At 64.1% G+C, this 23,692-nt stretch carries 21 protein-coding genes; 10 read left to right on the plus strand and 11 right to left on the minus strand.

Annotation, left to right across the window (positions count from 1 at the left end; genetic code table 11):
- The first annotated feature begins 19 nt into the window (after positions 1-19).
- From ACTJK6_RS02020 to ACTJK6_RS02045, 6 genes are all read left to right on the plus strand, one after another.
- Entirely contained in the window at positions 20-916 is an 897-nt protein-coding gene (locus tag ACTJK6_RS02020; RefSeq protein WP_260802496.1) for an AAA family ATPase, read from the plus strand.
- Between the two features lie 3 nt (positions 917-919).
- Positions 920-2,152, plus strand: a complete 1,233-nt coding sequence (locus ACTJK6_RS02025; protein ID WP_440838223.1) for a vWA domain-containing protein — start codon at positions 920-922, stop codon at positions 2,150-2,152.
- Positions 2,143-2,817, plus strand: a complete 675-nt coding sequence (locus ACTJK6_RS02030; RefSeq protein WP_440838224.1) for an SRPBCC family protein — start codon at positions 2,143-2,145, stop codon at positions 2,815-2,817. The genes ACTJK6_RS02025 and ACTJK6_RS02030 overlap by 10 nt, the downstream gene beginning before the upstream one ends.
- Before the next feature lie 56 nt (positions 2,818-2,873).
- Positions 2,874-3,905 carry an XdhC family protein gene (locus ACTJK6_RS02035; RefSeq protein WP_260774515.1) on the plus strand — a complete coding sequence of 344 codons (1,032 nt, stop codon included), beginning with the start codon at positions 2,874-2,876 and terminating at the stop codon, positions 3,903-3,905.
- A gap of 274 nt (positions 3,906-4,179) precedes the next feature.
- Positions 4,180-5,283: an SDR family oxidoreductase gene (locus ACTJK6_RS02040; protein WP_252692543.1), complete on the plus strand. Its 1,104-nt coding sequence runs from the start codon at positions 4,180-4,182 to the stop codon at positions 5,281-5,283.
- Between the two features lie 99 nt (positions 5,284-5,382).
- Positions 5,383-6,105: an MgtC/SapB family protein gene (locus ACTJK6_RS02045; protein WP_081785425.1), complete on the plus strand. Its 723-nt coding sequence runs from the start codon at positions 5,383-5,385 to the stop codon at positions 6,103-6,105.
- An 18-nt stretch (positions 6,106-6,123) separates the two neighbouring features.
- Here the strand turns inward: ACTJK6_RS02045 and ACTJK6_RS02050 are convergent, their stop codons facing one another.
- The 5 genes from ACTJK6_RS02050 to ACTJK6_RS02070 all read right to left on the minus strand — a co-directional run bounded on the left by ACTJK6_RS02050 (position 6,124) and on the right by ACTJK6_RS02070 (position 12,269).
- Entirely contained in the window at positions 6,124-6,591 is a 468-nt protein-coding gene (locus ACTJK6_RS02050; RefSeq protein ID WP_440838225.1) for a hypothetical protein, read from the minus strand.
- A gap of 101 nt (positions 6,592-6,692) precedes the next feature.
- On the minus strand, positions 6,693-8,234 hold the full coding sequence (locus ACTJK6_RS02055; protein ID WP_440838226.1) for a methyl-accepting chemotaxis protein: 1,542 nt from the start codon (positions 8,232-8,234) through the stop codon (positions 6,693-6,695).
- A gap of 146 nt (positions 8,235-8,380) precedes the next feature.
- Positions 8,381-9,328 (minus strand): fimbrial protein, encoded by a 948-nt coding sequence (locus ACTJK6_RS02060; protein ID WP_440838227.1) that lies wholly within the window; start codon positions 9,326-9,328, stop codon positions 8,381-8,383.
- 485 nt (positions 9,329-9,813) lie between these two features.
- Positions 9,814-10,944: a 3-deoxy-7-phosphoheptulonate synthase gene (locus ACTJK6_RS02065; protein WP_232042782.1), complete on the minus strand. Its 1,131-nt coding sequence runs from the start codon at positions 10,942-10,944 to the stop codon at positions 9,814-9,816.
- Positions 10,945-11,042: 98 nt separating this feature from the next.
- Positions 11,043-12,269 carry a DUF2252 family protein gene (locus tag ACTJK6_RS02070; RefSeq protein WP_440838228.1) on the minus strand — a complete coding sequence of 409 codons (1,227 nt, stop codon included), beginning with the start codon at positions 12,267-12,269 and terminating at the stop codon, positions 11,043-11,045.
- Between the two features lie 42 nt (positions 12,270-12,311).
- Here ACTJK6_RS02070 and ACTJK6_RS02075 point away from each other — a divergent pair, with 42 nt between their 5' ends.
- The gene (locus ACTJK6_RS02075; protein WP_440838229.1) at positions 12,312-14,213 is read left to right on the plus strand and encodes a glycoside hydrolase family 15 protein; all 1,902 of its coding nucleotides are present in this window, start codon (positions 12,312-12,314) and stop codon (positions 14,211-14,213) included.
- Positions 14,214-14,218: 5 nt separating this feature from the next.
- Entirely contained in the window at positions 14,219-14,479 is a 261-nt protein-coding gene (locus tag ACTJK6_RS02080; protein WP_440838230.1) for a DUF1289 domain-containing protein, read from the plus strand.
- Positions 14,480-14,547: 68 nt separating this feature from the next.
- Here the strand turns inward: ACTJK6_RS02080 and ACTJK6_RS02085 are convergent, their stop codons facing one another.
- Positions 14,548-15,984: an aldehyde dehydrogenase family protein gene (locus tag ACTJK6_RS02085; RefSeq protein ID WP_440838231.1), complete on the minus strand. Its 1,437-nt coding sequence runs from the start codon at positions 15,982-15,984 to the stop codon at positions 14,548-14,550.
- 151 nt (positions 15,985-16,135) lie between these two features.
- Here ACTJK6_RS02085 and ACTJK6_RS02090 point away from each other — a divergent pair, with 151 nt between their 5' ends.
- Complete coding sequence (locus ACTJK6_RS02090; protein ID WP_343617931.1) at positions 16,136-16,672, plus strand: hypothetical protein; 537 nt, start codon at positions 16,136-16,138, stop codon at positions 16,670-16,672.
- A gap of 169 nt (positions 16,673-16,841) precedes the next feature.
- Complete coding sequence (locus tag ACTJK6_RS02095; protein ID WP_440838232.1) at positions 16,842-17,735, plus strand: LysR substrate-binding domain-containing protein; 894 nt, start codon at positions 16,842-16,844, stop codon at positions 17,733-17,735.
- Between the two features lie 17 nt (positions 17,736-17,752).
- Here the strand turns inward: ACTJK6_RS02095 and ACTJK6_RS02100 are convergent, their stop codons facing one another.
- The 5 genes from ACTJK6_RS02100 to tadA form a co-directional block, all read right to left on the minus strand.
- Positions 17,753-19,300, minus strand: a complete 1,548-nt coding sequence (locus tag ACTJK6_RS02100) for an acetyl-CoA hydrolase/transferase family protein (RefSeq protein ID WP_232042777.1) — start codon at positions 19,298-19,300, stop codon at positions 17,753-17,755.
- A 320-nt stretch (positions 19,301-19,620) separates the two neighbouring features.
- Entirely contained in the window at positions 19,621-20,244 is a 624-nt protein-coding gene (locus ACTJK6_RS02105; RefSeq protein WP_440838233.1) for a carboxymuconolactone decarboxylase family protein, read from the minus strand.
- A gap of 242 nt (positions 20,245-20,486) precedes the next feature.
- Positions 20,487-22,109 carry an ABC-F family ATPase gene (locus ACTJK6_RS02110; RefSeq protein WP_440838234.1) on the minus strand — a complete coding sequence of 541 codons (1,623 nt, stop codon included), beginning with the start codon at positions 22,107-22,109 and terminating at the stop codon, positions 20,487-20,489.
- A gap of 110 nt (positions 22,110-22,219) precedes the next feature.
- The gene (gene ldcA / locus ACTJK6_RS02115) at positions 22,220-23,146 is read right to left on the minus strand and encodes a muramoyltetrapeptide carboxypeptidase (RefSeq protein WP_232042774.1); all 927 of its coding nucleotides are present in this window, start codon (positions 23,144-23,146) and stop codon (positions 22,220-22,222) included.
- The gene (gene tadA / locus ACTJK6_RS02120; RefSeq protein WP_232042773.1) at positions 23,143-23,691 is read right to left on the minus strand and encodes a tRNA adenosine(34) deaminase TadA; all 549 of its coding nucleotides are present in this window, start codon (positions 23,689-23,691) and stop codon (positions 23,143-23,145) included. The genes ldcA and tadA overlap by 4 nt, the downstream gene beginning before the upstream one ends.
- Position 23,692 lies beyond the last annotated feature (1 nt).

Consider the following 23,692-nt stretch of genomic DNA (forward strand, 5'->3'; position numbering starts at 1 on the left):
CGAACGCCCAAGGAACGGCATGCCGGTCGATTCCATCGACAACTGCATCGCGCAACTGCAAGGCCAGGGCTATTTCGCCAGCCGAGAGCTGGCCACGGCCCTGTTTCTTGCGTTGCGCATGCAGCGGCCGCTGTTTCTGGAAGGCGAGCCCGGCGTCGGCAAGACCGAGCTGGCGAAGGCGGCGGCGGGGTTGCTCGGCACGTCGCTGCTGCGGCTGCAGTGTTACGAGGGGCTCGACACCGCCAGTGCGCTCTACGAATGGGATTACCCGCGCCAGATCATGGCGCTGCGCCTGGCCGAGGCCGCCGGTGAGAAGCCCCGCGCCGACACGCTCTACCGCGACGAATTCCTCCTCAAGCGGCCGCTGCTGCAAGCGCTGCTGCCCGACCCACGCCATCCCGACACACCGCGCGTTCTGCTGATCGACGAGATCGACCGCGCTGATGAACCCTTCGAGGCGTTTCTGCTGGAGTTGCTGTCCGACTTCCAGGTGTCGATTCCGGAATTCGGTACGGTGCGCGCGCAGGTGATACCGCTGGTCATCATGACGTCCAACCGCACGCGCGAGGTGCACGACGCGCTCAAGCGGCGCTGCCTGTATCAATGGATCGGCTACCCCGATAAGGCACGGGAGCTGCAGATCGTGGCGCAGCGCGCGCCCGAGACCTCTGCCCGCCTGCAGCAGCGTGCGGTCGATTTCGTGCACCGCCTGCGCGGCATCGACCTGTTCAAGGCGCCGGGTATTGCCGAAGCCATCGACTGGTGTCGCGCATTGGCGGCGCTGAACGTGACGGAGCTGGATCCGCAATCCGTGCAGGACACGCTGGGCGTGCTGCTCAAGTACCAGGACGACCTGGCGCGCGTCGATATGTCGACCATCGAACAATTGCTGGCCGCCCCCGCGCTGCCGGAGTAAGGCATGCAAGCGACCGTGCCGATGCAGCTCCCGATGCTGGCGCGCAACGTGACGCATTTCGTGCGGCTGCTGCGCAATGCCGGCATGCCGCTTGCGCCCTCGCGCGCGGTCGATGCCATCGAAGCCCTGAGCCATATCGACATCGGCCGCCGCGACGACGTGAAGGCTGCGCTGTCCGCCCTGCTTGTCTCTCACCCCGACGAGCGCACGCTGTTCGATGCGGCCTTCAACGTGTTCTGGCGCGATCCGGATTGGGAAGGCAAGCTGCGTGCGCTGTTGCTGCCCAAAGTCCGCGGCGGCATTCCCGCGGCGCGCAGCAACCGCCTGGCCGATGCCCTGCGCGCTCAGCCGTCGACCAACCTGCCGCCCGGCCCGAAGCCCGATGGCGAACGCCATGACATCGTGGCGCCGCTGGCGTTTTCCGCCAACGAGGCCTTGCGCACGCGTGACTTCGACACGCTCAACGCGGCCGAATGGCGCACGCTGCAACACATGATCCGCCGCCGGCGCGTGCATCTCGCCCAGGAGCGGACGCGCCGGTTGAAGGCCGCTTCGCGCGGGCGCCATCCGGATCTGCGCGCCACCGCTCGCCAGGCCGTGCGCGCCGGCGGCGAATGGACCGGCTGGAAATACCGCCAGCCCGTCGACCGCACGCCGCCGCTGGTGCTGCTGCTCGACATCTCGGGATCGATGAGCCGCTATTCGCGCGCCGTGCTGTATTACTGCCACGCGCTGGTGCAGTCGCGTGAGCGTATCCAGGCTTTCCTGTTCGGCACGCGGCTGACGAACGTCTCGCGGCAACTGCGCGAGCGTGATCCGGATGTCGCCGTGCAAGCCATCGCCGAGCTTGTGCCCGACTGGTCCGGCGGCACGCGCATCGGCGCAGCGCTGGCGGAGTTCAATCGCCAATGGGCGCGCCGCACGCTATCCGGCCGTGCCACCGTCCTGCTCGTGACGGACGGGCTCGACCATGAGCACATCGAGCTGCTCGATACCGAGATGGCGCGCCTGGCGCGCTTTGCCCATCGCATCGTCTGGCTCAATCCGCTGCTGCGCTTTGCCGGCTTCGAGCCGCGGGCACGTGGCGTGCGGGCCATCCTGCCGCATGTCGATGTGATGGTGCCTGCGCACCATTTCGACAGCCTGACTGCGCTGGAGCACGAACTGGCGCATGCTCGCCGCACGCGTACCCCCCGCCACCCAACCCCAGCCCCATCGACCGCCCCATGGAACTGACCCAGACCCATCTCCTGCCCGTGCCACTCCAGACCGCCTGGGACGCGCTGAACGACCCAGCCGTGCTGCAACGCTGCATTCCCGGCTGCGAGAGCATCACCGCCGCAGAGGGCAGCGCCAACCCCGCCTACGACATCGCCATGACCGCCGCCGTCGGGCCCGTCAAGGCGCGCTTCAAGGGACGCATGGAACTGGCCGACGTGACGCCCCCGCGTAGCTACACGTTGCATTTCGACGGCCAGGGCGGCGCGGCCGGTTTCGGCAAAGGCAGCGCGCAAGTGCAGCTCACGCCGGAAGGCCCCACGGTCACGCGGCTTTCTTACACGGCAACCGCGCAGGTGGGCGGCAAGCTTGCCCAAATTGGCTCGCGGCTCGTCGACGGTGCCGCACGCAAGCTGGCCGATGAGTTCTTCCAGCGTTTTGCGGCAGAGTTCGGTCCCGCAGATACGGCTGGCATCGACGGGCATGCCGCTCCGATCGACGGCATGCCGGCCACACAGGCGATTCCCGACCTCGCGGCCGGCCAACTGCAAGCCCACGGCGCACCGCCGGGCGCCGCTCCCAACGTCAGCCCCGCGCTGCAGCCGCGGAACCCATGGCCGTGGATCATCGTGGCGCTGGTGGCCGTGGCCGCCGCCTACCTGTTTTTGCACCACGGGGCATAATCGGTGCATTCCCCGCAACAGAACCATCAAGCGCGCGAAAGCGCAGCCAACGCATCATGGACAGCGTCGATCTCGAAGTCTTGAAAACCAGCGTGCGCTGGCTGGAACAAGGGCGCCGCGTGCTGCTCGTCACGGTCGTCAAAACGTGGGGTTCGTCGCCGCGGCCCGAAGGCGCAATGCTTGCGCTGCGCGATGACGGCGTCGTCATCGGCTCGGTTTCGGGCGGCTGCATTGAAGACGACCTCATCGACCGCGTGCGCCGTGAAGGCCTGCATTACACCCAGCCCGAAGCGGTCAAATACGGCATCAGCGCTGAAGAAGCGCATCGCTTCGGGCTGCCCTGCGGCGGCACGCTGCAGCTCGTGCTGGAGCCACTGAACGCCTCCAGCGGAATCGACGCCCTGTTGCGTGCCGTGGAGGCCGGTCAGCTCGTCGCACGCACGCTCGACATGGCGACCGGCGCCTCGACACTGCAGCACGCCACCGTCACCGACGGCCTGCAGTTTGACGAAGCGCGCCTCGTCACCATTCACGGGCCGCGTTACCGGATGCTCGTCATCGGTGCGGGGCAGCTCTCGCGCTACCTGTGCCAGATCGCTGTGGGGCTCGATTACCAGGTCACCGTCTGCGACCCGCGCGAGGAGTACAGCGAGGAATGGTCGATCCCGGGCGTGGCCATGGTCCGCACCATGCCCGACGATACGGTGATGGCCATGAAGCTCGACGAGCGCTGCGCCGTCATCGCCCTGACGCACGACCCCAAGCTCGACGACCTCGCGCTCATGGAGGCGCTCAAGACGCCCGCGTTCTACGTGGGCGCGCTGGGCAGCCGCCGCAACAACGCCAACCGCCGCGAGCGCCTGAAGGAATTCGACCTGAGCGATGCCGAGCTGGCGCGCCTGCATGGGCCGGTCGGCATTTACATCGGCAGCCGCACGCCGCCCGAAATCGCCATCTCGATCCTGGCCGAGGTGACAGCCGCCAAGAACGGCGTATCGCTGCCGACCATCCTGCAAGTCGAGGGCGCCAAGGCCGCGCGCGAGATTGCCGCCAATGCCACGTCGAGTTGCGCTGTGCCGCAAACTTGAGTCAACCCTCTGATGGAATGGGGTGCTGAAAGGCACCTGAAAGGTTACATTCTTATAAATCGCTGATTGTGCGCAGGTTTCGGCCGCTTCGCGTCACGCGAATCTTGCGGCCCGCGAACCCTGTTTCGTGTGCGCGGCTTCATCCGGCATGACCTGCCTGTCCCCAGCTTCGAGCGCACTGCGAATACGTGCCTCGCCGGTGCGGCAGCGGCAGTGTTGTTTGCAAGCGGGTTGGTCGCCCGTTTTGCTTCCCAAGGGATTCAGGTTTTCTCGCATGAGTATTTTGCTAACCGGTGCGACCGGTTTCGTGGGCGGCGCCATTGCCGCCAATCTGGCAGCCAAAGGTTTGCTGGCCGACACACGCTTTGCCGTGCGCGGCGACACACCTGCCGAGGGGTTGACGCGGCTGCGCAACAACCTGCGGCGTTTTGAATTCGCACAGAGCACGCTGGACGGCATTACCGAATCACAGATCGTGCCGTTCGACCTGCGCGAGGCCGGCGCCGCCAAGCTGGGCGATCCGGAAATCATCATCAACTGCGCGGCACTGGCAACGTTCTCGAACCACCCGTCGCTGTGGGAAACCAACGTGGAAGGCGTGCTGGCGCTGGGCCGGCTGGCGGCGCAGGGCAAACGCCTGAAGCGCTTCCTGCAGATCGGCACGGCCATGTCGTGCGGCCAACTGGCGGATCGCCATGTCAGCGAAAGCTGGGATGTTCCCCCGCTGGAGCAGCATGCGGTGCCATACACGTATTCCAAGGGGATGGCCGAGCTGAAGCTGCGCGAAACAGTGCCCGAGCTGCCGCTCGTGGTGGTGCGGCCGTCCATCGTGGTCGGCCACAGCACGCTGGGGTGCGAGCCGTCGGGCAGCATCTTCTGGATGCTGCGCATGGTGGCGCTGCTCGAAACGTTCAGCTGCCGCTTGTCTGACCGCGTCGACATCCTGCCCGTGGACGACTGCGCCGAAGCCATCGTGCAGCTGTCGACCAAGCCGACGCTTGCGCACGACCTGTATCACATCAGCGCCGGCGACGCGAACTCCGAGCGCATCGAAACGCTGTACCCGCGCTTCAAGCGTTGCAAGACGCCGGAAGAAGACGCCCAGGCGCTGGCCGGTTACGTGTATCAGGAAAAAATCGCCGAGAAAGCACTGGCGCGTAAATTCCTGAGCCTGACGGGTGACGGCAACGTGCGACTGGTCGCGCGCTGCATCCACCTGTATGCCAAGTTCGCCAGCATGAGCTACGTGTTCGACAACACGCGCCTGGTGCAAGAGACGGGCTTTCAGCCGCGCTCCCTGCTCGCTTACCTCGACCGCTGCCTCGAGACCTCGGACGCCGTGCCGATTCCCGAGCAGATGCAATGGGACTATAAGTAGCCGTCCAGCCTCCCCGGCCCGCACGGCGTGTCATGGCGCCGTGCTATAACCATCGGCGCCCTTCACCAAGACTCCGGTCACCACAACAAGGAGCCGCCGATGACGCTGCAAGCCCTCGTCCATCTCAATGTCGCCACACTGGTGGATTCGTTCATCAGCCTTGCCTCGGCCTTTGCGCTCGGGTCACTCATCGGCTTCGAGCGGCAGGTCAGGCAGCGGACTGCGGGGCTGCGCACCAATGCGCTGGTGGCGGTCGCGGCATCGGCGTTCGTCGACATGGCCGCTCAGATCGGCACCGCATCGGACACCACGCGCGTGATCGCCTATGTGGTGTCGGGCGTCGGCTTTCTGGGTGCCGGCACCATCATGAAGGAAGGTCTGAACGTGCGCGGGCTGAACACTGCCGCCACGCTGTGGGGCTCGGCCGCTGTGGGTGCGGCGGCAGGCTCCGACCTTGTTGGCCAGGCCATTCTGATTACGCTGTTCGTGCTGGCCTCGAACATCCTGCTGCGGCCGGTGGTGGACCGTATCAACCGTACGCCGCTCGACAATCAGGCCAGCGAAGTCACGTACACGATGTGCGTCATCTCCACCAGCGAGCGCCAGAAAGAGGCGCTGGCCGACCTGGAACGCCTGCTGGAAGAGGCCAGCTACCCCATCAGCGATCTGTCAGTCGAACCCTTTGGCGACGACCACGTGGAAATTGAAGCGATGCTGATGTCGACGGCCGTGAACGCGGCCGAGCTGGACCGCATCGTCACGTCGCTGCAGTCGCAGCCGCACGTGGCGCAGGCGTTCTGGAACCCAAGTACGACGGAATAATCCGGACCGAGGCGCCGGTCAAAGCTCCTGGCTGGCCGCCAGCGCGAAGATCTTCGCCCAGCGTTTCGCTTCATGGCGATTGCGCATCGGGATCGGCCAATCTGCCTGCGTCTGATGCTTCAGACGCAGCGCCAGCGACCAGGCACCTTCGTGTTCGACCGCATCGGCGGCGGCAATATCGGCAAAGAGAAAACGGGCGCCCTGCCCGTGCAACTGCAGCGTCCCGCGTTTCTGTTCGGCATCAACCGCGACCTGCCCCCAGCTTGCGCTGAGCGACACAATCCGCTGCCCTTTCACGTTCACGCCATGAACGGCGCGGTAACGCCGGATGAAGATGGTGACTGCGCCGGCCAGCAGCGCCACGGCAACCAGCACCGCAACACCGCCCACCACCGCGCCATAAGCGGCAGCAACCACCGCATACAGCCGGACCGCGCCGTAGATCAGCAGACCAACCAGCGCGAGCGCGGCAATGATGAACGGCATGAGGCGACTCCTTGAATGGGCCAGTCGGTTATATCAACCGAAACGGCGCTCAAGGCAAGTCTTAAGGCTTCAGCGGGCCCCGTGCATCCATGGGGCCCATATCAGGCGAGGCGGAATGCGGCGATGGCGGCGTTCAGGGCCTGGGCCTGCTCCTCCAGCGATTCCGCCGCTGCGGCAGCCTGCTCCACCAGCGCGGCGTTCTGCTGCGTGGCCTCATCCATGAGCGTGACGGCCTTGTTGACCTGCTCAATGCCAGAGCTTTGCTCGTTCGAGGCGGCAGCGATTTCGCCCATGATGTCGGTCACGCGGCGGATGGACGACACGATGTCTTCCATCGTGCTGCCCGCGCGTTCGGCCAGCGCGCTGCCGGTCTCGACCTTGGACAGCGACGCCTCGATCATTTCCTTGATTTCCTTCGCGGCGGCGGCGCTGCGCTGCGCGAGGTTGCGCACTTCACCGGCCACCACGGCAAAGCCACGGCCTTGCTCGCCGGCACGGGCAGCTTCCACGGCCGCGTTCAGTGCAAGGATATTGGTCTGGAACGCAATGCCGTCGATCACGCCAATGATTTCAGACACCGTGCGCGACGACGCGCTGATCTCGCGCATGGTCGCCACCACGTCGGTCACCACCGCGCCGCCTTGGCTCGCAACTTCCGAGGCGCTGTCGGCCAGTTGGCTGGCCTGACGGGCGTTGTCGGCGTTCTGGCGCACGATGGAGGTCATTTCTTCCATGCTGGAAGCGGTTTCCTCCAGCGAGCTGGCCTGCTCTTCCGTGCGTTGCGACAAGTCTGCATTGCCGGCGGCAATCTGCTTGGTGGCCGCGCCGATCGACTCGGAGCCGGTGCGCACGCGGCGCACGGTGTCGGTCAGTGCAGTCTGCATGCGGGCCAGGCCTTCGAGCAGGCGGCCCATTTCGTCGTGACGATCGATGCGCACACGCTCGGTCAGGTCACCGGCAGCAATGCGATCGAACTGCGCCAGCGCGGCGTTCAGCGGCCCCACGATCGCGCGCAGCAGCGACCACGCGCACCACAGCGCCACCACCAGCGCGAGGACGATGGCGGCAATCACAATCAACTGGAAGCGCGCATAAGCGTCGCGCGATGCGTCGTAGTTGGCCTTGGAGAACGCCAGTTGCTTCTTGCTCAGCGCCAGGCTCGAATCGTTGGAATCGCGGAAGGCCTTGGAGACGCCCTTTTCCATGATCTTGTCTGCCGCTGCACGATCCCCGGCGCGCAGCGCCTTGATGATGTTGCGCAAGCTGCCGGCAGCCGCTTCACGCTTGGTGGCGACGTCCTTGGCCAGGCGTTCCTCCTCGTCGTCACGCGGCAGTGCCAGGTATTTCTTCCAGGCTGCATCCGATTCCGCAATCAACTCTTCGGTGCGGTCGAGCAGCTTCATCGCGCCCTTGTCTTCCGGATACAGCATCGCCTTGTCGAGCGCGGTGCGGGCACGCGTGAGGCTCAGGTCGGATTCGCCCAGCGCGAGTGCGGACGGAAACTGATTGGTGAAGGTTTCCTCGTGCGCATGGTTGGCATCGCGCAGGCCAAGCAGGCCCGCCACGCCAATCAGCAAGGCAAGCAGAAACAGAATGGAAACCGAAAGCACCAGGCGGGTGCGGATGGTCAGACGAGCGGACATGGGCGCGGCGAGAGTGGCGTGCACGGCTCTTCCCGCAGGCGCGACCATCGCGCCGGGCGGCCGGCTACCCTGGCACTATCGGCCGCGCAGCGCTGGAACTTGAGAGTGCAGTGATGAAGGCGTCACTAAAGCACATGCGTGGCGTGTCACTGATACTCCATCAGCACCGACATGGCGCCATTCACGGTGCCCGGCGTGATGTTGGCTTCGGTCTGAACATACGACACCCGCATCGGGATCGAGAAAGAGCCGCCCGTGTCCTTGTTGTAATCATCGACGCTGATCGACGTATCAAATGCTGCCGCCGCGCCCGCATTGTCGGTCACCTTGATCTTCACGCCCTTTGCGGTGGAATCAGCGGAAAGCGGCAATACACCCGGTGCATTCTCAATGGTGCCGCCCTCCGGCGTGAGCCTGTAGAGAATCTTGCTGTATCCCTTGGGGCAGTTGTTGATCTGAATCTGGAAGCTGCGCTCGCCGGCCGTCGTCCCAATGCCGGTTAAGCGCCCTGCCCGCGTGGATGGCAGCTCTACCGTCTGACTTGGCACCGAGCAGCTTCCTTCGAGCCAGGTGAGGCTCGTGTCGAATTTGATGTAATTTTGGATCACCGTAGTTCCAGGCTTTGTTTGTGTGAAAAACCAGAACTGAAGTTTGTCGTGGGAGATTCCATTCACCAAGTTTTCGGACTTGTTCCTCACCAACTGAAATTCGACGGGAGAGGAAAATTCCACTGGGTCTGAGCCTCCTTCAATTTTTGTCTGAGGTTTCCCATTGACAATGACTTGCATATCCAAATTCACGATTTCCGTGCCAGCGAGTGGCCCAGTGTCCCACATGTGCCAAGTGTTACCGCGGAGATTGAAGGCAGCAAAATTAGATAAACGGCAGGTGGCCGCGCCACATAACTCTTGAGGCGTCCTGTATGCCCTTGCCACAACTTTATTGACCGGAGTGTTTTTCGGCAGTGTCAGCAGAGCAGGAAACGGATAGATAGCTGTATTAGCCAAAGCCGACGTTGACACAGGAAAAATCAGGGCCGCCAATACTGTGCATCCAATTCTGCGCATGACTTGCGCACTCAGTCTTTTTGTCATGATTAAATCGTCCCAAAAAATATTTTTTGCAGCAGCCGGGCAGCCTAATTTCACTTATCGCGTTATTTCAATTTAAACCCGACTGAATTCCTACGCGCATCTCCGGTGAATTGCGAGATGCCGCCGAAGCGCCGTCCGTACGGTGAACAACGCGCTGCTAATTGACTTCTCCAGCTATTGCAATGCAATGTCTGGTCGGAATTCTGGATGTCGGGCGACGCCAGATATGTAAGCGCAGTCTTAAATGCAGCTCAATGCAGGCACGCAACGCGCCAAGCCGAACACACAATGTGATTTGGGAAGAGATCCGCCGACGCGACAGCATCAGGGCGTGGGCCGTGCGGGCGGGAAGGCCTGCACGCAAGATGGGACCAAGCCGCATGCGAGTGCGCATCCGGCTGGCAGTCATTGAATTGACAAAAAAAACGCTGACGTACGTCGGCGATCGGTACAAGGCGGCAAAAGCAGAATCCGCCGCCCTTATCTCACCCGTCGTACGAATACGCGCGCCGATGCCGAACCGCCTCGGCCAGTATGTCGAGCACGGGCTCGGTCTGCGCCCAACTCAGGCAGGCATCGGTGATCGACACGCCGTACTTGAGCGGCACGCCCGGTTTCAGGTCTTGGCGGCCCGCTTCGAGATTGCTTTCGACCATCACGCCGACGATCCGGTGGTCACCCTGCGATAGTTGCCGCGCCAGATCCTGCGCGACGTCGACCTGCCGTTCATGCGACTTGTTTGAATTCGCGTGCGAGCAGTCGACCATCACCTGTTCGCGCAACTTTGCCGCGCGCAGCGCCGCGCAGGTCGCCTCGATGTGCGCGCTGTCGTAGTTCGGCCCGCTCTTGCCGCCGCGCAGGATGACGTGCGCGTCGTCGTTGCCGCGTGTCTCGAAAATCGCAGCCATGCCCATCTTGGTCATCCCCATGAACGCATGGCTGGCGCGCGCCGCGATGATCGCGTCAGACGCAACCTGCACGCCGCCGTCGGTGCCGTTCTTGAAGCCGATCGGGCAGCTCAAGCCCGACGCAAGCTGTCGATGGCTCTGGCTTTCTGTCGTGCGCGCGCCGATCGCGCCCCAGGCGATGAGGTCCGCAATGTATTGCGGGCTCAGCAGGTCGAGGAATTCCGTCGCGGCGGGCAGACCGAGCGCGTTGACGTCGAGCAGCAGCTGCCGCGCCGCGCGCAGCCCTTCATTGATACGGAAGCTGCCGTCCAGACGCGGATCATTGATGTAACCCTTCCAGCCGACCGTCGTGCGCGGCTTCTCAAAGTAGACGCGCATGACGATCAGCAGGTCGTCCTTCAGTGCATCGGCCGCAGCCTTGAGGCGGCGCGCGTAATCGAGCGCCTGGTCGTGATCGTGGATCGAGCACGGGCCGACGATGAGCAGCAGCCGGTCGTCGCGGCCGTGCAGGATGTTGCTGATGGCCCGGCGGGTGTCTTCGACGAGTGTCTGCGTATCGGCAGGCACGGGCAGCTCGTCCAGGAGCAGCGCCGGGGAAATGAGCGGACGCACCGCGCCGATGCGGGTGTCGTCGATACGCGTCGTGTCTTGCGTCGCGTCGGCGGTGCCCACCTCGCGGTCATGTGAGGGGTTGTCGAGGTTTTTCATTGCAATCTCAGGGGGATTTCAAATAGTAGTCACGGGCCTGACGTCAACGGCGCGCCATCGCGCACTTACGCCGCGCACTTAAGCGGACTTAAGCGGACTTAGGCGGACTTGCCACCGCGCGCCTGACGATAATCTTCAGCAAACTCAGCCCATTGCTTGAGCGACACGTCTTTGCCATGCGCCGCCAGCTTCAACGCCGATTTGCGCCATGCCGTGCCGGCCGCGTAGTCCTGCACCTTTTCCACCAGATCGGTGCCGTGTCGGCCACAGCCGCGCAAATGACACCACGCTGCCACGCGCGCCATGGTCTGCAGGGCATCGTCCAGGTTGGCGACCACGTTCTTGCCCGAGCCCAGCGCAACGCGGTCGGCGGTCGGCTGGAGGCTCTTGACGACGTACGACTTCGGTTTCTCGCCCTTGGCTGCGTAGACAACACCGCGCAGCAGTGCGGGCGAAATGGCCTGCGACAGGCGCTGGATATCGACCACGCGCCCGGCCTCGCTACGCCACGGCGCAACGCTACAGGCGTCGCCCAGCACATCGTCCCAGACACTTGGGATGGAGAGCTTGATGTCGATCAGGCGCAGCGTGGAGGGGTCGTTTTCGGGGCGAGCGAGCACGGAATAGCGCTCAAGGCCCAGACTGCCTGTGCCGGCAATCCGCCGCGCGACGTCGATGGCAATGAAACGCTGGCCGTTGCCCTGCTGGCCGTAGGCCTCGAGAATGCGGCGCGCGCGGCGGGCCTCTTCCTTGCTTGCCCGTAAAGTGCGCCGGCCGTCGATGCGCAGGGTGACCCGGTTGCCGTTGCGTTCGGTGCGATCGGCCAGGTACGCCGCCCGGTTGCGCTTGCGCAGGCCGCGCAGCAGATTACGCACGATGCCCGTGGCAGTGGCACGCTCAACCCAGCGCGGCTTGCCATCAACCAGCGCAGCCGCATACGTGTCGAGAAAGCGCCGGCACAGGTTATGAGCGTCTTCATCGGCCAGCTTCCAACTGAAGGACGCTACCTGCAGGCTGGACAGCACGCGCACCAGGTCGACCGTGAACGGCGCGGCCAGTGCCTCGTCAAAGTCGTTCATGTCGAAGTAGACGAGGCCGTTGTCGCCCTTGAAGCTGCCGAAGTTCTCGAGGTGCAGGTCACCGCAGACGAGCGTGCGGGGCGCGTCGTGCAGCAACGCCGCATCGGCCAGCGACGCGGCATACAGGTTGTTGGTGCCGCGAAAGAATGAAAACGGGTCAGCGGCAATGGCATCGAGCTTGCGGGTCAGCCGCTCGGGATCACGCCCCGCGTTGTATTCAAGCAGGATGCGGGTGCTGTCGTGCATGGTCGAGGCCTCGTCGATTTGTTTGGCTTGGAGTGGAGTGCAATGCCCTCGAAGATCGAAGATTACGCGTTGATTGGCGATTGCGAAACCGCGGCACTGGTTTCGCGCGACGGGTCCATCGACTGGCTGTGCTGGCCGAGGTTCGATTCGGGCGCCTGTTTTGCCGCGCTGCTCGGCACACCGGACAACGGCCGATGGCGCCTGGCGCCGCGGGCTGGCGGGCGCACCGTGCGGCGCCGCTACCTACCTGGCACCCTGGTGCTGGAAACCGTATTCGAGACCGACACCGGCTCCGCCAGCGTGACAGACCTGATGACGGCCCGGCTGCCGGGCACGGCCGGTGCCCGGGATGACACGTCGGATCTCATCCGCATCGTGCGCGGGCTGTCAGGCACCGTGGACATGCGAATGGACCTCACGCTGCGCTTCGATTACGGCACATCCGTGCCATGGGTGAGCCGCGTGTCCGAACTCACGGGTGCGGCTGCGGAGCGCCCATGCGACACGCCCGATTGCGTACTGCGGGCGGTGGCCGGGCCCAATATGACGACGCTCCGCACGCCTGCGCCAATCCGCGGCGAGAACCTCTCCACCGTGGCGGATTTCACGGTGAGCGAGGGTGACGCGGTGCCCTTTGTGCTCACGCATTCGCCGTCGCACCTGCCGTTGCCGGCGTCGATCGACGCGCTCGAAGCGCAGGTCGACATCGAGGCGCGCTGGCGCGCGTGGTCCGGCCGCTGCCACGGTGCGGGCGAATGGACCGAAGCCGTGGAACGCTCGCTCATCACGCTCAAGGCGCTGACGTATCACCGCACCGGCGGCGTCGTGGCCGCGCCCACCACGTCGCTGCCTGAACAGCTCGGCGGGGTGCGCAACTGGGACTACCGCTACTGCTGGCTGCGCGACGCCACCCTCACGCTGCTCGCGCTCATGAACGCCGGGTTCTATGACGAGGCGCGCAGTTGGCGCGAATGGCTCGAACGCGCAATCGCCGGCAGCCCTGCACAGGTGCAGATCATGTACGGCATTGCCGGCGAGCGCCGCCTGGGCGAGTGGACTGTTCCGTGGCTGCCCGGCTACGAAGGCGCGCAGCCTGTGCGCGTGGGCAACGCGGCCGCGATGCAGCTCCAGCTCGACGTGTACGGTGAACTCATGGACGCCCTCTTCATTGCTCGCAAAGGCGGCCTGGATGGCGACGAAGCCTCGTGGCAGCTGCAGGTCGCGCTGATGACGCACCTCGAAAGCGTCTGGCAGACGCCCGACGAAGGCATCTGGGAGGTCCGGGGGCCGTCGCGCCATTTCACGCATTCCAAGGTCATGGCGTGGGTGGCGTTCGACCGCGCCGTCAAAACCATCGAGCAATTCAATGTGGACGGCCCGGTAGAGCGCTGGCGCGCCGTGCGCGATCGCATCCACGCGGAGGTTTGTGCGCACGGCTACAACGCCACGCGCGGCTGCTTCGTTCAGAGCTACGGCGGCGATGAGCTAGACGCCGCGCTTCTGATGCTGCCGCTCGTCGGCTTTCTGCCGGCATCCGACCCGCGCATCCAGGGCACGGTCAAGGCCATCGAAGAAGACCTGCTCGTTGATGGCCTCGTGCGCCGCTACCGCACCGAAGCCGTGACCGACGGCCTGCCGCAGGGCGAAGGCGTATTCCTCGCCTGCAGCTTCTGGTATGTCGACAACCTCGTCATGCAAGGCCGCCAGGACGAGGCTCGCGCGCTCTTCACCAAGCTGCTGGCACTGCGCAATGACGTGGGCCTACTGGCCGAAGAATACGACCCGCGCGTGAAACGGCTGGTTGGCAACTTCCCGCAAGCGTTTTCGCACATCGCGCTCGTGAATTCAGCGCTGACGCTATCTGCCGCGGCGGATCACGTCAGCCAGCGCACGGCCGCCCCGGCTCTCCGCGCAGCTGACGACCGGCCGAACCCGGTAAAATAGCGGCCATGACCGAATCGACCGCATTCAGCCCCATGCCAGACGACGCAACCAGTGCTTCCGACAGCACCCTGCTGGGCCGCCCAAACAGTCCCTGCATCGGCATCTGCTCGACGCTCTTCGACGAGGTCTGCCAAGGCTGCGGGCGCACACAGCTTGAGGTCAGCAACTGGGTGTTCATGACGGACGAAGAGCGCAACACGGTCTGGACGCGCATCCTGGCCGAAGGCACGGCCCAGGGCTACAACCCCGATGGCAGCCACAAGTAGGCGCAAGCGTCAAACACAAAAAACCCGGCAGAAGCCGGGTTTTTCATTGGTGCGGCACGCCCAGCCGATCAGGCCGTCTTCGCAGGATTGAGCTGCATCGCCTTGTACTCCAGGAACTCCTCCAGGCCGTACTTGCCGTTCTCGCGCCCGTGGCCGGACTGCTTGTAGCCGCCAAACGGCGCCTGCATGTTGAACGGTCCGCCGTTGATGTTCACCTGGCCCGTGCGGATGCGCCGCGCCACACGAATCGCCCGCGCCTCATCGCCCGACCACACACCGCCGCCCAGGCCGTAGATGCTGTCGTTGGCAATGCGGACGGCCTCTTCCTCGTCGTCGTAGCAGATCACGGTGAGCACGGGGCCGAAGATTTCTTCGCGCGCCACGGTGTCGGTCGTCTTGACGTTGCCGAGCACCGTCGGCTTGACGAAGAAGCCGGTGGACAGGCCTTCCGGCGTGTCTGCTCCACCGGTAATGAGTTCGGCGCCCTCTTCCAGGCCCTTGCGGATGTAGCCCAGCACGCGGTCGCGCTGCACAGCAGAGATGAGCGGCCCCAGGCGCGTGGCCTCCTGCGCCGGATCACCCGGCACGTACGCGGCGGCAAACTGCGCGGCCAGCGCCTTCACCTCTTCGTACTTCGCGCGCGGCACCAGCATGCGTGTGTGCGCCGAGCACGTCTGCCCAGAGTTCAGGAAGCACGCCGACAACGTGCCCTTTACCGCCGATGCCAGGTCCGCATCATCCAGGATCACCGACGCCGACTTGCCGCCCAACTCCAGCGCCACGCGCTTGACCGACTGCGATGCCAGTTCCGCCACACGCTTGCCTGCACGCGTCGAGCCCGTGAACGACACCATGTCGACATCCGGATCACTTGCCAGCACCTCGCCCACCACAGGGCCATAGCCGGTGACAAGGTTGAACACACCCGGCGGCAGCCCGGCTTCTTCAATGACCTCCGCCAGCACGAAGGCGTTGAGCGGCGCCACTTCCGACGGCTTGAGCACCACCGTGCAGCCAGCCGCCAGCGCGGGCGCAACCTTCAGCGTGATCTGGTTGAGCGGGTAGTTCCACGGCGTGATGGCACCCACCACGCCCACCGGCTCACGCACCACCAACGAGTTGCCAACGTGCTCTTCAAATTCAAACGTGCTGAGCAGCTTGGCGAAATTGCCCCAGTTATAGACGGGGCCGCCCACCTGGATGGCGCGTGCCAGCTTGATCGGCATGCCGACTTCGCCGGCAATCAACTGCGCCAGCTCTTCGCTGCGGGCCTGCAGGCCGTCGGCAATCTTCTGGATGTATTCGGCGCGCTTGGCCACGGGCGTGGCAGCCCAGTCATCAAATGCGGCGCGGGCCGCTGCCACGGCGGCTTCCGCATCGGCCGCGCTGCCTTCGGGAATGGTCCCCATCACCGCTTCAGTGGCCGAATGAATCACTTCAATGACGCCCTTGCCTTGGGGTGCCACCCACTTGCCATTGATGAAAAGCTTGTCGCGTTGCTGCATCGTTGGTCGTCTCGCTCTGGTGGATGCGCGATTTGCGCGTTGTGCTATCCGGGTTGCGACTGAGGCCCACGTCGCCCCCGGGCGGTTATGATCGGTCTATTGTAGAGCCAGCAGAGCGCGCGCTGCAGACGCGCCGGCCGAGGGAGACAGCATGACCACCACCATCTACCAGAAGACCGAAAAAGGTCAGGACGAGATCCGCACACGTGCGAATCACCTCGACCAGCGTCACCGCGCGGTCCTTCTGATGATCAACGGCGAAAAAACCTGCGACGACATCCTCGTCCAGCTGCAGCCTCTGGGCATGACGCAAGCCGTGTTCGGCGAGCTCGAGAACGCCGGGTATATACGCCTGCACGTGCCTGGGGCCACTACCGTGAAGGCGGCACCGGCCAGCGCATCTGCGGCAACTGCAGAGGCGGCGTCCCCCGCATCTGCAGCAACTTCAAAAGAGCCGGCCGCCGAAGGCTATCAACGCCTCTACCGCTTCTATACCGAAACCATCAGCCGGTATCTTGGCCTGCGCGGCTATCTGCTTGAGATGAAAGTGGAGAAAGCGGGCAACATCGCCGAACTTGTCGCCCTGCGCGACACGCTCAAGACCGCACTGAGCAAAACGCGCGGCGAGCCCGACACCAGCAACGTGATCGCCCAGCTCGATCTGCTGATCGACGAGGCCACCGGCTGACGGCAGGACGTCGTCGCTTGCATGAAAGGCGGTCGCGTGAACCGCCTTTTTTTTCGCGCGCCGTTGAATGCGAGCGTCCGTCGGATCTTGAAACCGCCGCATCGCAGAATGGGAAAACTTCATTACCATGGCGAATCCCATTCGCGTGCTTCATGGCAAAGGTCCGCCCATGCCCATCGATATCCGAGCTCTTCGTTACTTCGTTGAAACCGCGCGGCTGCAGAGCTTCACGCAGGCAGCGAGTTCGCTCTCGGTCACACAGTCCACCATCAGCAAGATGGTGCGTCAGTTGGAAAACGAGGTTGGCCAGCCGCTGTTGATCCGCGAAGGCAGGCAGGTGCGGCTCACCGACGTGGGCCGGGTCGTGTATGCGCGCGGCCAGGAAACGCTTGGTGTGGTGCACAGACTGACGCTTGAAGTGGCTGACTTGTCTTCGCTTGGGCGGGGCGAACTCACGGTCGGCATCCCACCGATGGTGAACCTGTTCTTCTCGCCCGTCGTCAGAGCATTTCGGCAGCGTTATCCCAACCTGGCGCTGAACCTGGCCGAGTACGGCGGCAAGACGGTGGAACAACAGGTAGCCAACGGCGAACTGGAGGTCGGCGCCACGGTTCTGCCCGGCGACAGCGGCCTCGAACTCGCTACGCGGCAGTTTGCAAAGTATCCGATCTGGGTGGTGGGACCGCGCAAAGCGAAATGGGCCAAGGGCAAGACCGTCAGCCTCTCGGCGCTGCGTGACGAGCCGCTGCTGTTGCTGGCCGAGGATTTTTCCCTCACGCGCAAGCTGCGCCAGGCGTTTCTCGAAGCCCGCATCGAGCCGCACATCGCCGCGCAGAGCGGGCACTGGGAATTCCTCGCCTCGATGGCGGCTGCGGGACTGGGCACGACGTTTTTGCCACAGCCGCTGGTGGCCAACCTTGCCAACCGCGACAAGCTGGCCGTGGCACGCCTGACCGCTCCCGACATGGATTGGGCGCTTGCGCACCTGTGGTCGCCGGGCCGGTACCTGTCCCACGCCGCTCGCGCGTGGCTTGCGACGTGCGAGGAAGTGCTGGGCGCCTGAGCAGCGGCGCCCACGCATCAAGCGCTCAATGCAGGTTCCGGGAGCACGCCTTCTTCCGTGAACCCCGCCGGAGCCATCGAGCCCTCATCGCGGAAGCGGACATGCCAGGCCAGCGCCTCTTCCAGCAGATGCGGGGTATGTCCGCCGCGCCGCTGCGCGCGCACAACGTAGTCGCGCAGCAGCTCGCGGTAGCGGGGGTCCGCACAGTTGCTGATGATCTGCACGGCACGCTCGCGCGGCGCCAGCCCGCGCAGATCGGCCAGCCCGTGTTCGGTGACGATGATGTCGACGTCGTGCTCGGTGTGGTCCACATGCGAGACCATCGGGACGATGCTCGAAATATCGCCGTCCTTGGCCAATGACTTGGTCACGAAGACCGACAGATGCGCATTGCGCGCAAAGTCGCCCGAGCCGCCAATGCCGTTCATCATGTGCGTGCCGCCTACGTGCGTCGAATTCACGTTGCCGTAAATGTCGCATTCCAGCGCGGTGTTGATGGTGATCAGACCCAGCCGGCGGATCACCTCCGGGTGGTTGCTGATCTCCTGCGGCCGCAACACCACCCGCGACTTGTAGCGCTCCAGTTCTGTCAGGAACCGCTTGTACACCGGGCGGGACAGCGTGATCGACGAAGCCGAGGCAAACGCCAGCTTGCCCGAGTCGAGCAGCTCGATGGAGCTGTCCTGCAAGACCTCCGAATACATCTTGAGGTCATGGAACGGCGAGTCGATGAAGCCATGCAGGACCGCGTTGGAAATCGTCCCGATACCCGCCTGCAGCGGCTGCAGCGTGGGCGAAAGACGGCCCGTGCGGACCTCTCGCGCCAGGAATGCGTTCAGATGCCCGGCAATGGCGTTGGTCTCCACATCGGGCGGCAGCACGTTGGAGGGGCTGTCGTCCTGCCCCGTGATGACGATGGCAGCAATCTTGCGCGGATCGATCGGGATATACGGCAGGCCGATGCGCTGCTCCGGTGCAATGAGCGGAATCGGCTGACGGTGCGGCCGCTGCACCGGGAAGAAGATATCGTGCAGCCCTTCCAGATTGGCGGGCATGTTCAGGTTGATCTCGACAATCACCTGTTTCGCCAGCACCGCAAAGCTGGCGGAATTGCCTACCGACGTGGTCGGCACGATGCCGCCGTTCTCGGTGATGGCCGTGGCTTCGACAACCGCCACATCCAGCGGTGCAATCTGCCGCGAACGCAGTTGCTCGACGGTTTCCGACAAGTGCTGGTCAATGAACATGACCTCGCCTGCGTTGATCTTGCGCCGCAAGGTGGCATCGGCCTGGAACGGCAGGCGGCGGGCAATGACATCGGCTTCGGCCAACACCTTGTCGATGTCGTTGCCCAGCGATGCGCCAGTCATGAGGGTGATGCGCAGCGGCTCGTGCGCAGCACGTCGGGCCAGGGCAAACGGCACGGCCTTGCAGTCGCCGGCGCGGGTGAAGCCGCTCATGCCGACCGTCATGCCATCGCGGATCAGGGCTGCGGCTTCGTCCGCAGATACCACTTTGTCCAGCAAGGATTGCAACCGAATGCGGCCGCCAATATCAGAGGTCATCTCGTCTCCTGGGTACTTCGCCGGGCCTGCGTTTGGCGCTTCTTGGTGTGACGCGCGGCGCCTGGTCCGCAGCTCTCGGCTTGTTCACTGTGATATGCAGCCCCAGTGTAGCGACGGCAATGAATTCCGATAGCGATAAAAAATCATGGAATCCAGTCGGTTTATTCATAGCTGGCCGACCTTGGTGGCGCGTCCGCCGCTTGCGGTGAATACCAAAAGCAAAGGGCCGCACATAGGCGGCCCCTTGATTACGGCGAAGAATCGATGCTAACCATGCGCAGCATCAAGCTGTGCGTAGTCCTCGCTCGGCAGCACGGCTGTCAGGGCTCGGGGAAACGCGCAAGCTTGGCGGCATTTTTCGGCACCGGATACTGCGCCACGTTCATTTCCATGGCGAGCAGCGTGTAGTAACCGCAGATACCGGTCATGTCTACGACGCCCTTATTGCCGAAGCGCTTTTCCGCCCGTGCATAGGTGCCGTCGGCCACGCGCTTGTTGCGGATCAGTTCGGTCGTGAAGTCATAGACGATCTCCTCGTCCTCACTCATCCCGGTGGGGCGGCGGCCATCGGCAATCGCATCGGCAATACCGGGTTTGATGCCGGCCTTCAGGGCGATCGGATGGTGCACGTACCACTCGTAATCCTGGCTCCACTCCCGCGCGGTGACGAGGATGACCAATTCGCTCAGCGTGTTGCCGATGGCGGAGTGATATCGCAGATAGTCGCCCATGGCGCGGGTCTGGCTCATCACCTCCGGGCTATGCATCAGGGGCTCGAACGGGCCGAATACAGGCACCTTGCGCGCAGCCTGGAAGTCTTGCGCCGCCTTGGCCTGTTCGGCGTCGTATTTGTCCGGCGGAATGGTTGGCAGGCGCCCGGCTGCGTGTGCAGACGTCATCAGCACCAATGCGGCTGTCGACAGTAATGTCAGTACGTTTTTCAACGTCAGTCTCCTCATATGTTTTGATTGTTCTTTGCTGGTGCAGAACGCAACGGCACGCATGCAGGTGCGGCGTTCGCCCAAGGCATTCTGGAATCGGGAGGAGGTACTGTCAACGCAGCCTTGGCGAGCGGCGCGCGAAGCGCCGATCAGGATCGGAAAACGTGTGTTCGCCTTGCAAAGCCCGCCGCCAAAAAAAGAGGCCGCACATCGGCGGCCCCTTCGTGACGGCAGAGGATCGGCGCTCAGACTTCGACGCCCTGGCTCTGCAGGTATTCGTCGTAGGTGCCGAGGTAGTCGGTGAGCGTGCCGTCCGGGCACACTTCGATTACGCGCGTGGCCAGGGCGCTAATCAACTCGCGATCGTGCGACACGAAGATCAGCGTGCCTTCGAACTTGTCCAGCGCGATCTGCAGCGACTCGATGGATTCCATGTCCATGTGGTTGGTCGGCTCGTCCAGCGCCAGCACGTTGTGGCGGCCCAGCATCAGCTTGCCCCAGATCATGCGGCCCTTCTCGCCACCGGAAAGCACCTTCACGCTCTTCTTGATGTCGTCGGCCGAGAACAGCAGGCGGCCCATCGTGCCGCGCAGCGATTGGTCATCGTCACCGGCCTGCGTCCACTGGCTCATCCAGTCCATCAGGTCGCGGTCTTCGGGGAATTCTTCGTAGGTGTCCTGCGGCATGTAGCCGACATTGGCGTTCTCGGCCCACTTGACGGTGCCACCGTCGATCTCGATGCCGCGCTGCACGCCGGTCTTCACGGCGCCGTTCAGCAGGCAGCGCAGCAGCGTGGTCTTACCCGCGCCGTTCTCACCGATGATGGCAATCCGCTCGCCCGCACGCACGGCCATGGTCAGGCCATCGAAAATCTTGCGGTCGTATGTCTTGCGTGCGTTCTCGGTTTCCACCGCTAGGTTGTGCAGCTTCTTCTCCATCTCGAAACGGACGAAGGGGTTCTGGCGCGACGACGGTTTGATGTCTTCCACCTTGATCTTGTCGATCATCTTCAGGCGCGACGTAGCCTGGCGTGCCTTGGACTTGTTGGCCGAGAAGCGGCGCACGAAGTCCTGCAGGTCGGAGATGCGCTCCTTGGCCCGCGCGTTAGCAGCCTGCAGGCGTTCGCGCGCCTGCAGGGAGGCTTCCATGTAGTCGTCGTAATTGCCCGGGTAGACCTTGAGCGTGCCGTAGTCCATGTCGGCCATGTGCGTGCAGACCGAGTTCAGGAAGTGGCGATCGTGGGAGATGATGATCATGGTGGAGTTGCGCTCGTTGAGCACCGATTCCAGCCAGCGGATCGTGTTGATGTCGAGGTTGTTGGTCGGCTCGTCCAGCAGCAGCACGTCCGGGTTCGAGAACAGCGCCTGTGCCAGCAGCACGCGCAGCTTCCAGCCGGGCGCGACGTTGCTCATCGTGCCGTTGTGCTGGTCGGTCGGAATGCCCACGCCCATCAGCAGTTCACCGGCACGCGCTTCGGCGGTGTAGCCGTCGTATTCGGCGTACTTGGCCTCCAGGTCGGCGGCCTTCATGTAGTCGTCGTCGGTCGCTTCCGGGTTCGCGTAGATGGCATCGCGCTCCTGCGCGGCGGCCCACATTTCGGTGTGGCCCATCATCACAACATCCAGCACGCGCATGTCTTCGTAGGCGAACTGGTCCTGACGCAGCTTGCCCAGGCGCACGCCTGGCTCCAGGATCACGTTGCCGGAGCTGGGCTCCAGATCGCCGCCCAGGATCTTCATGAAGGTCGACTTGCCGCAGCCGTTGGCGCCGATCAGGCCATAGCGATTGCCCTCGCCAAACTTGACCGAGATGTTCTCGAACAAGGGCTTGGGCCCGAACTGCATGGTGATGTTGGCGGTGGAAAGCACGTTGAAACCTTGATTTGGAAAGCGGTGATCTGACGCGGCAAGCACTTGGCCGTCGCCATTTGGGGAACCTGACATTTTACCACCCGGACGTGACCCGGATGGCCGGGGGCTTATGCCTTCAGTGTCGGATACCCCGACAAGTGCAGCGTAAAGCCCGTGGCGTCGACATCCAGCTCGGCCTGTGCGCCAATCGGCAGCGTCGCCTTGGTCGGGCAATGGCCGAACGGCAAACCTGTAACGACCGGAATCGACAGGCGTTCGGCCAAGTAATCGCGCATGGCGTCGAAATCGTAGCCGGCGTCGTAAGGCGTGGTGCGATAGCCCGAGAAGTCACCCAGCACCAGCGCCTGCTGCGTCTCCAGCACGCCGGCTTGCTGTAACTGCAGCAGCATGCGTTCCACGCGGTACGGATGCTCGTTGATGTCTTCAACAAACAGGACGCCGTCGCGGATATCCGGCAGATACGGCGTGCCGATGAGGCTGCACAGCATGGCCAGGTTGCCGCCCCAGAGCGTGCCAGCGTAGCGGCCAGGCCGCGCGCAACCATTCGGTTGCGGCACATCCACGCGCAATGCATAGGTCGGGTTGCGCAAAATGCCCCAGAAGTGCTCGACCATGAATGGGTCGATGTTTTCCAGCCCGAAGTCCGAACACACGTGCGGGCCGGCAAACGTCACGCCGCCCGTAGCCGCCAGGTACGCCAGCGAGAACACGGTGAAATCGCTGTGCCCCACGATGATGGCGTCCGTCGCCTGCGCGCGACGACCGATGTCAATGAAGTCGATATGGTCCAGCAAGCGCGTGAGGCCGTACCCCCCGCGGATTGCCATGGCGATTTCCTGGCCAGGACCCGTGCCGATCTGGTGCAGGTCAGCCAATCGCGCAAGTTCGCCACCCGCAAAACGCTGATGCTGCCGGCTCAAGCATTCAAGGTTGACGACCGTGCAGCCCTGCGCTTCCAACGCCGCCACGCCGCGCTCGGCAATGGCCGCATCGTTCGGATAACCGGAAGGCGCAATCAGGCGGACAGTGGTCATGTGGCGGATTCGTCGGGTTCGGTGGACGCCAGGCGTGCGGCCTTCTGGCTCGCGCGGCGCTCGGCGAAGAAGGCGCGCAGCATGTCGCCGCATTCCTGCGCGAGCACACTGCCGGCGATGGCGGTCTGGTGGTTCAGACGCGTTTCTGCAAACAGGTCGAGGATGCTGCCGGCTGCACCCGTTTTGGGGTCGGGCGCGCCATACACGACGCGCGCCACGCGGGCATGCAGCATGGCGCCGGCGCACATCACGCACGGCTCCAGTGTCACGAAGACCTCACAATCAGGCAGGCGGTAGTTGCCGAGATTTTCGGCGGCCTGGCGCAGGGCGCGCATTTCGGCATGCGCGGATGGATCATGCGTGCCGATCGGCGCGTTGTAGCCGACGCCGACGATCTCGTTACCGCGCACGACCACCGCACCCACCGGCACCTCGCCCTGCCCCCATGCGAACTTGGCCTGCACGAGCGCCTGCTGCATCCAGTAGCCGTCGCGCTCGTGGGCGGACATGTCGGCAGGTGGGGTGAGGACGTGCGGTGTGGTCATG

It is taken from the genome of Ralstonia sp. 22086 (assembly GCF_052045975.1).
In the GTDB taxonomy this organism is placed as follows: domain Bacteria; phylum Pseudomonadota; class Gammaproteobacteria; order Burkholderiales; family Burkholderiaceae; genus Ralstonia; species Ralstonia wenshanensis.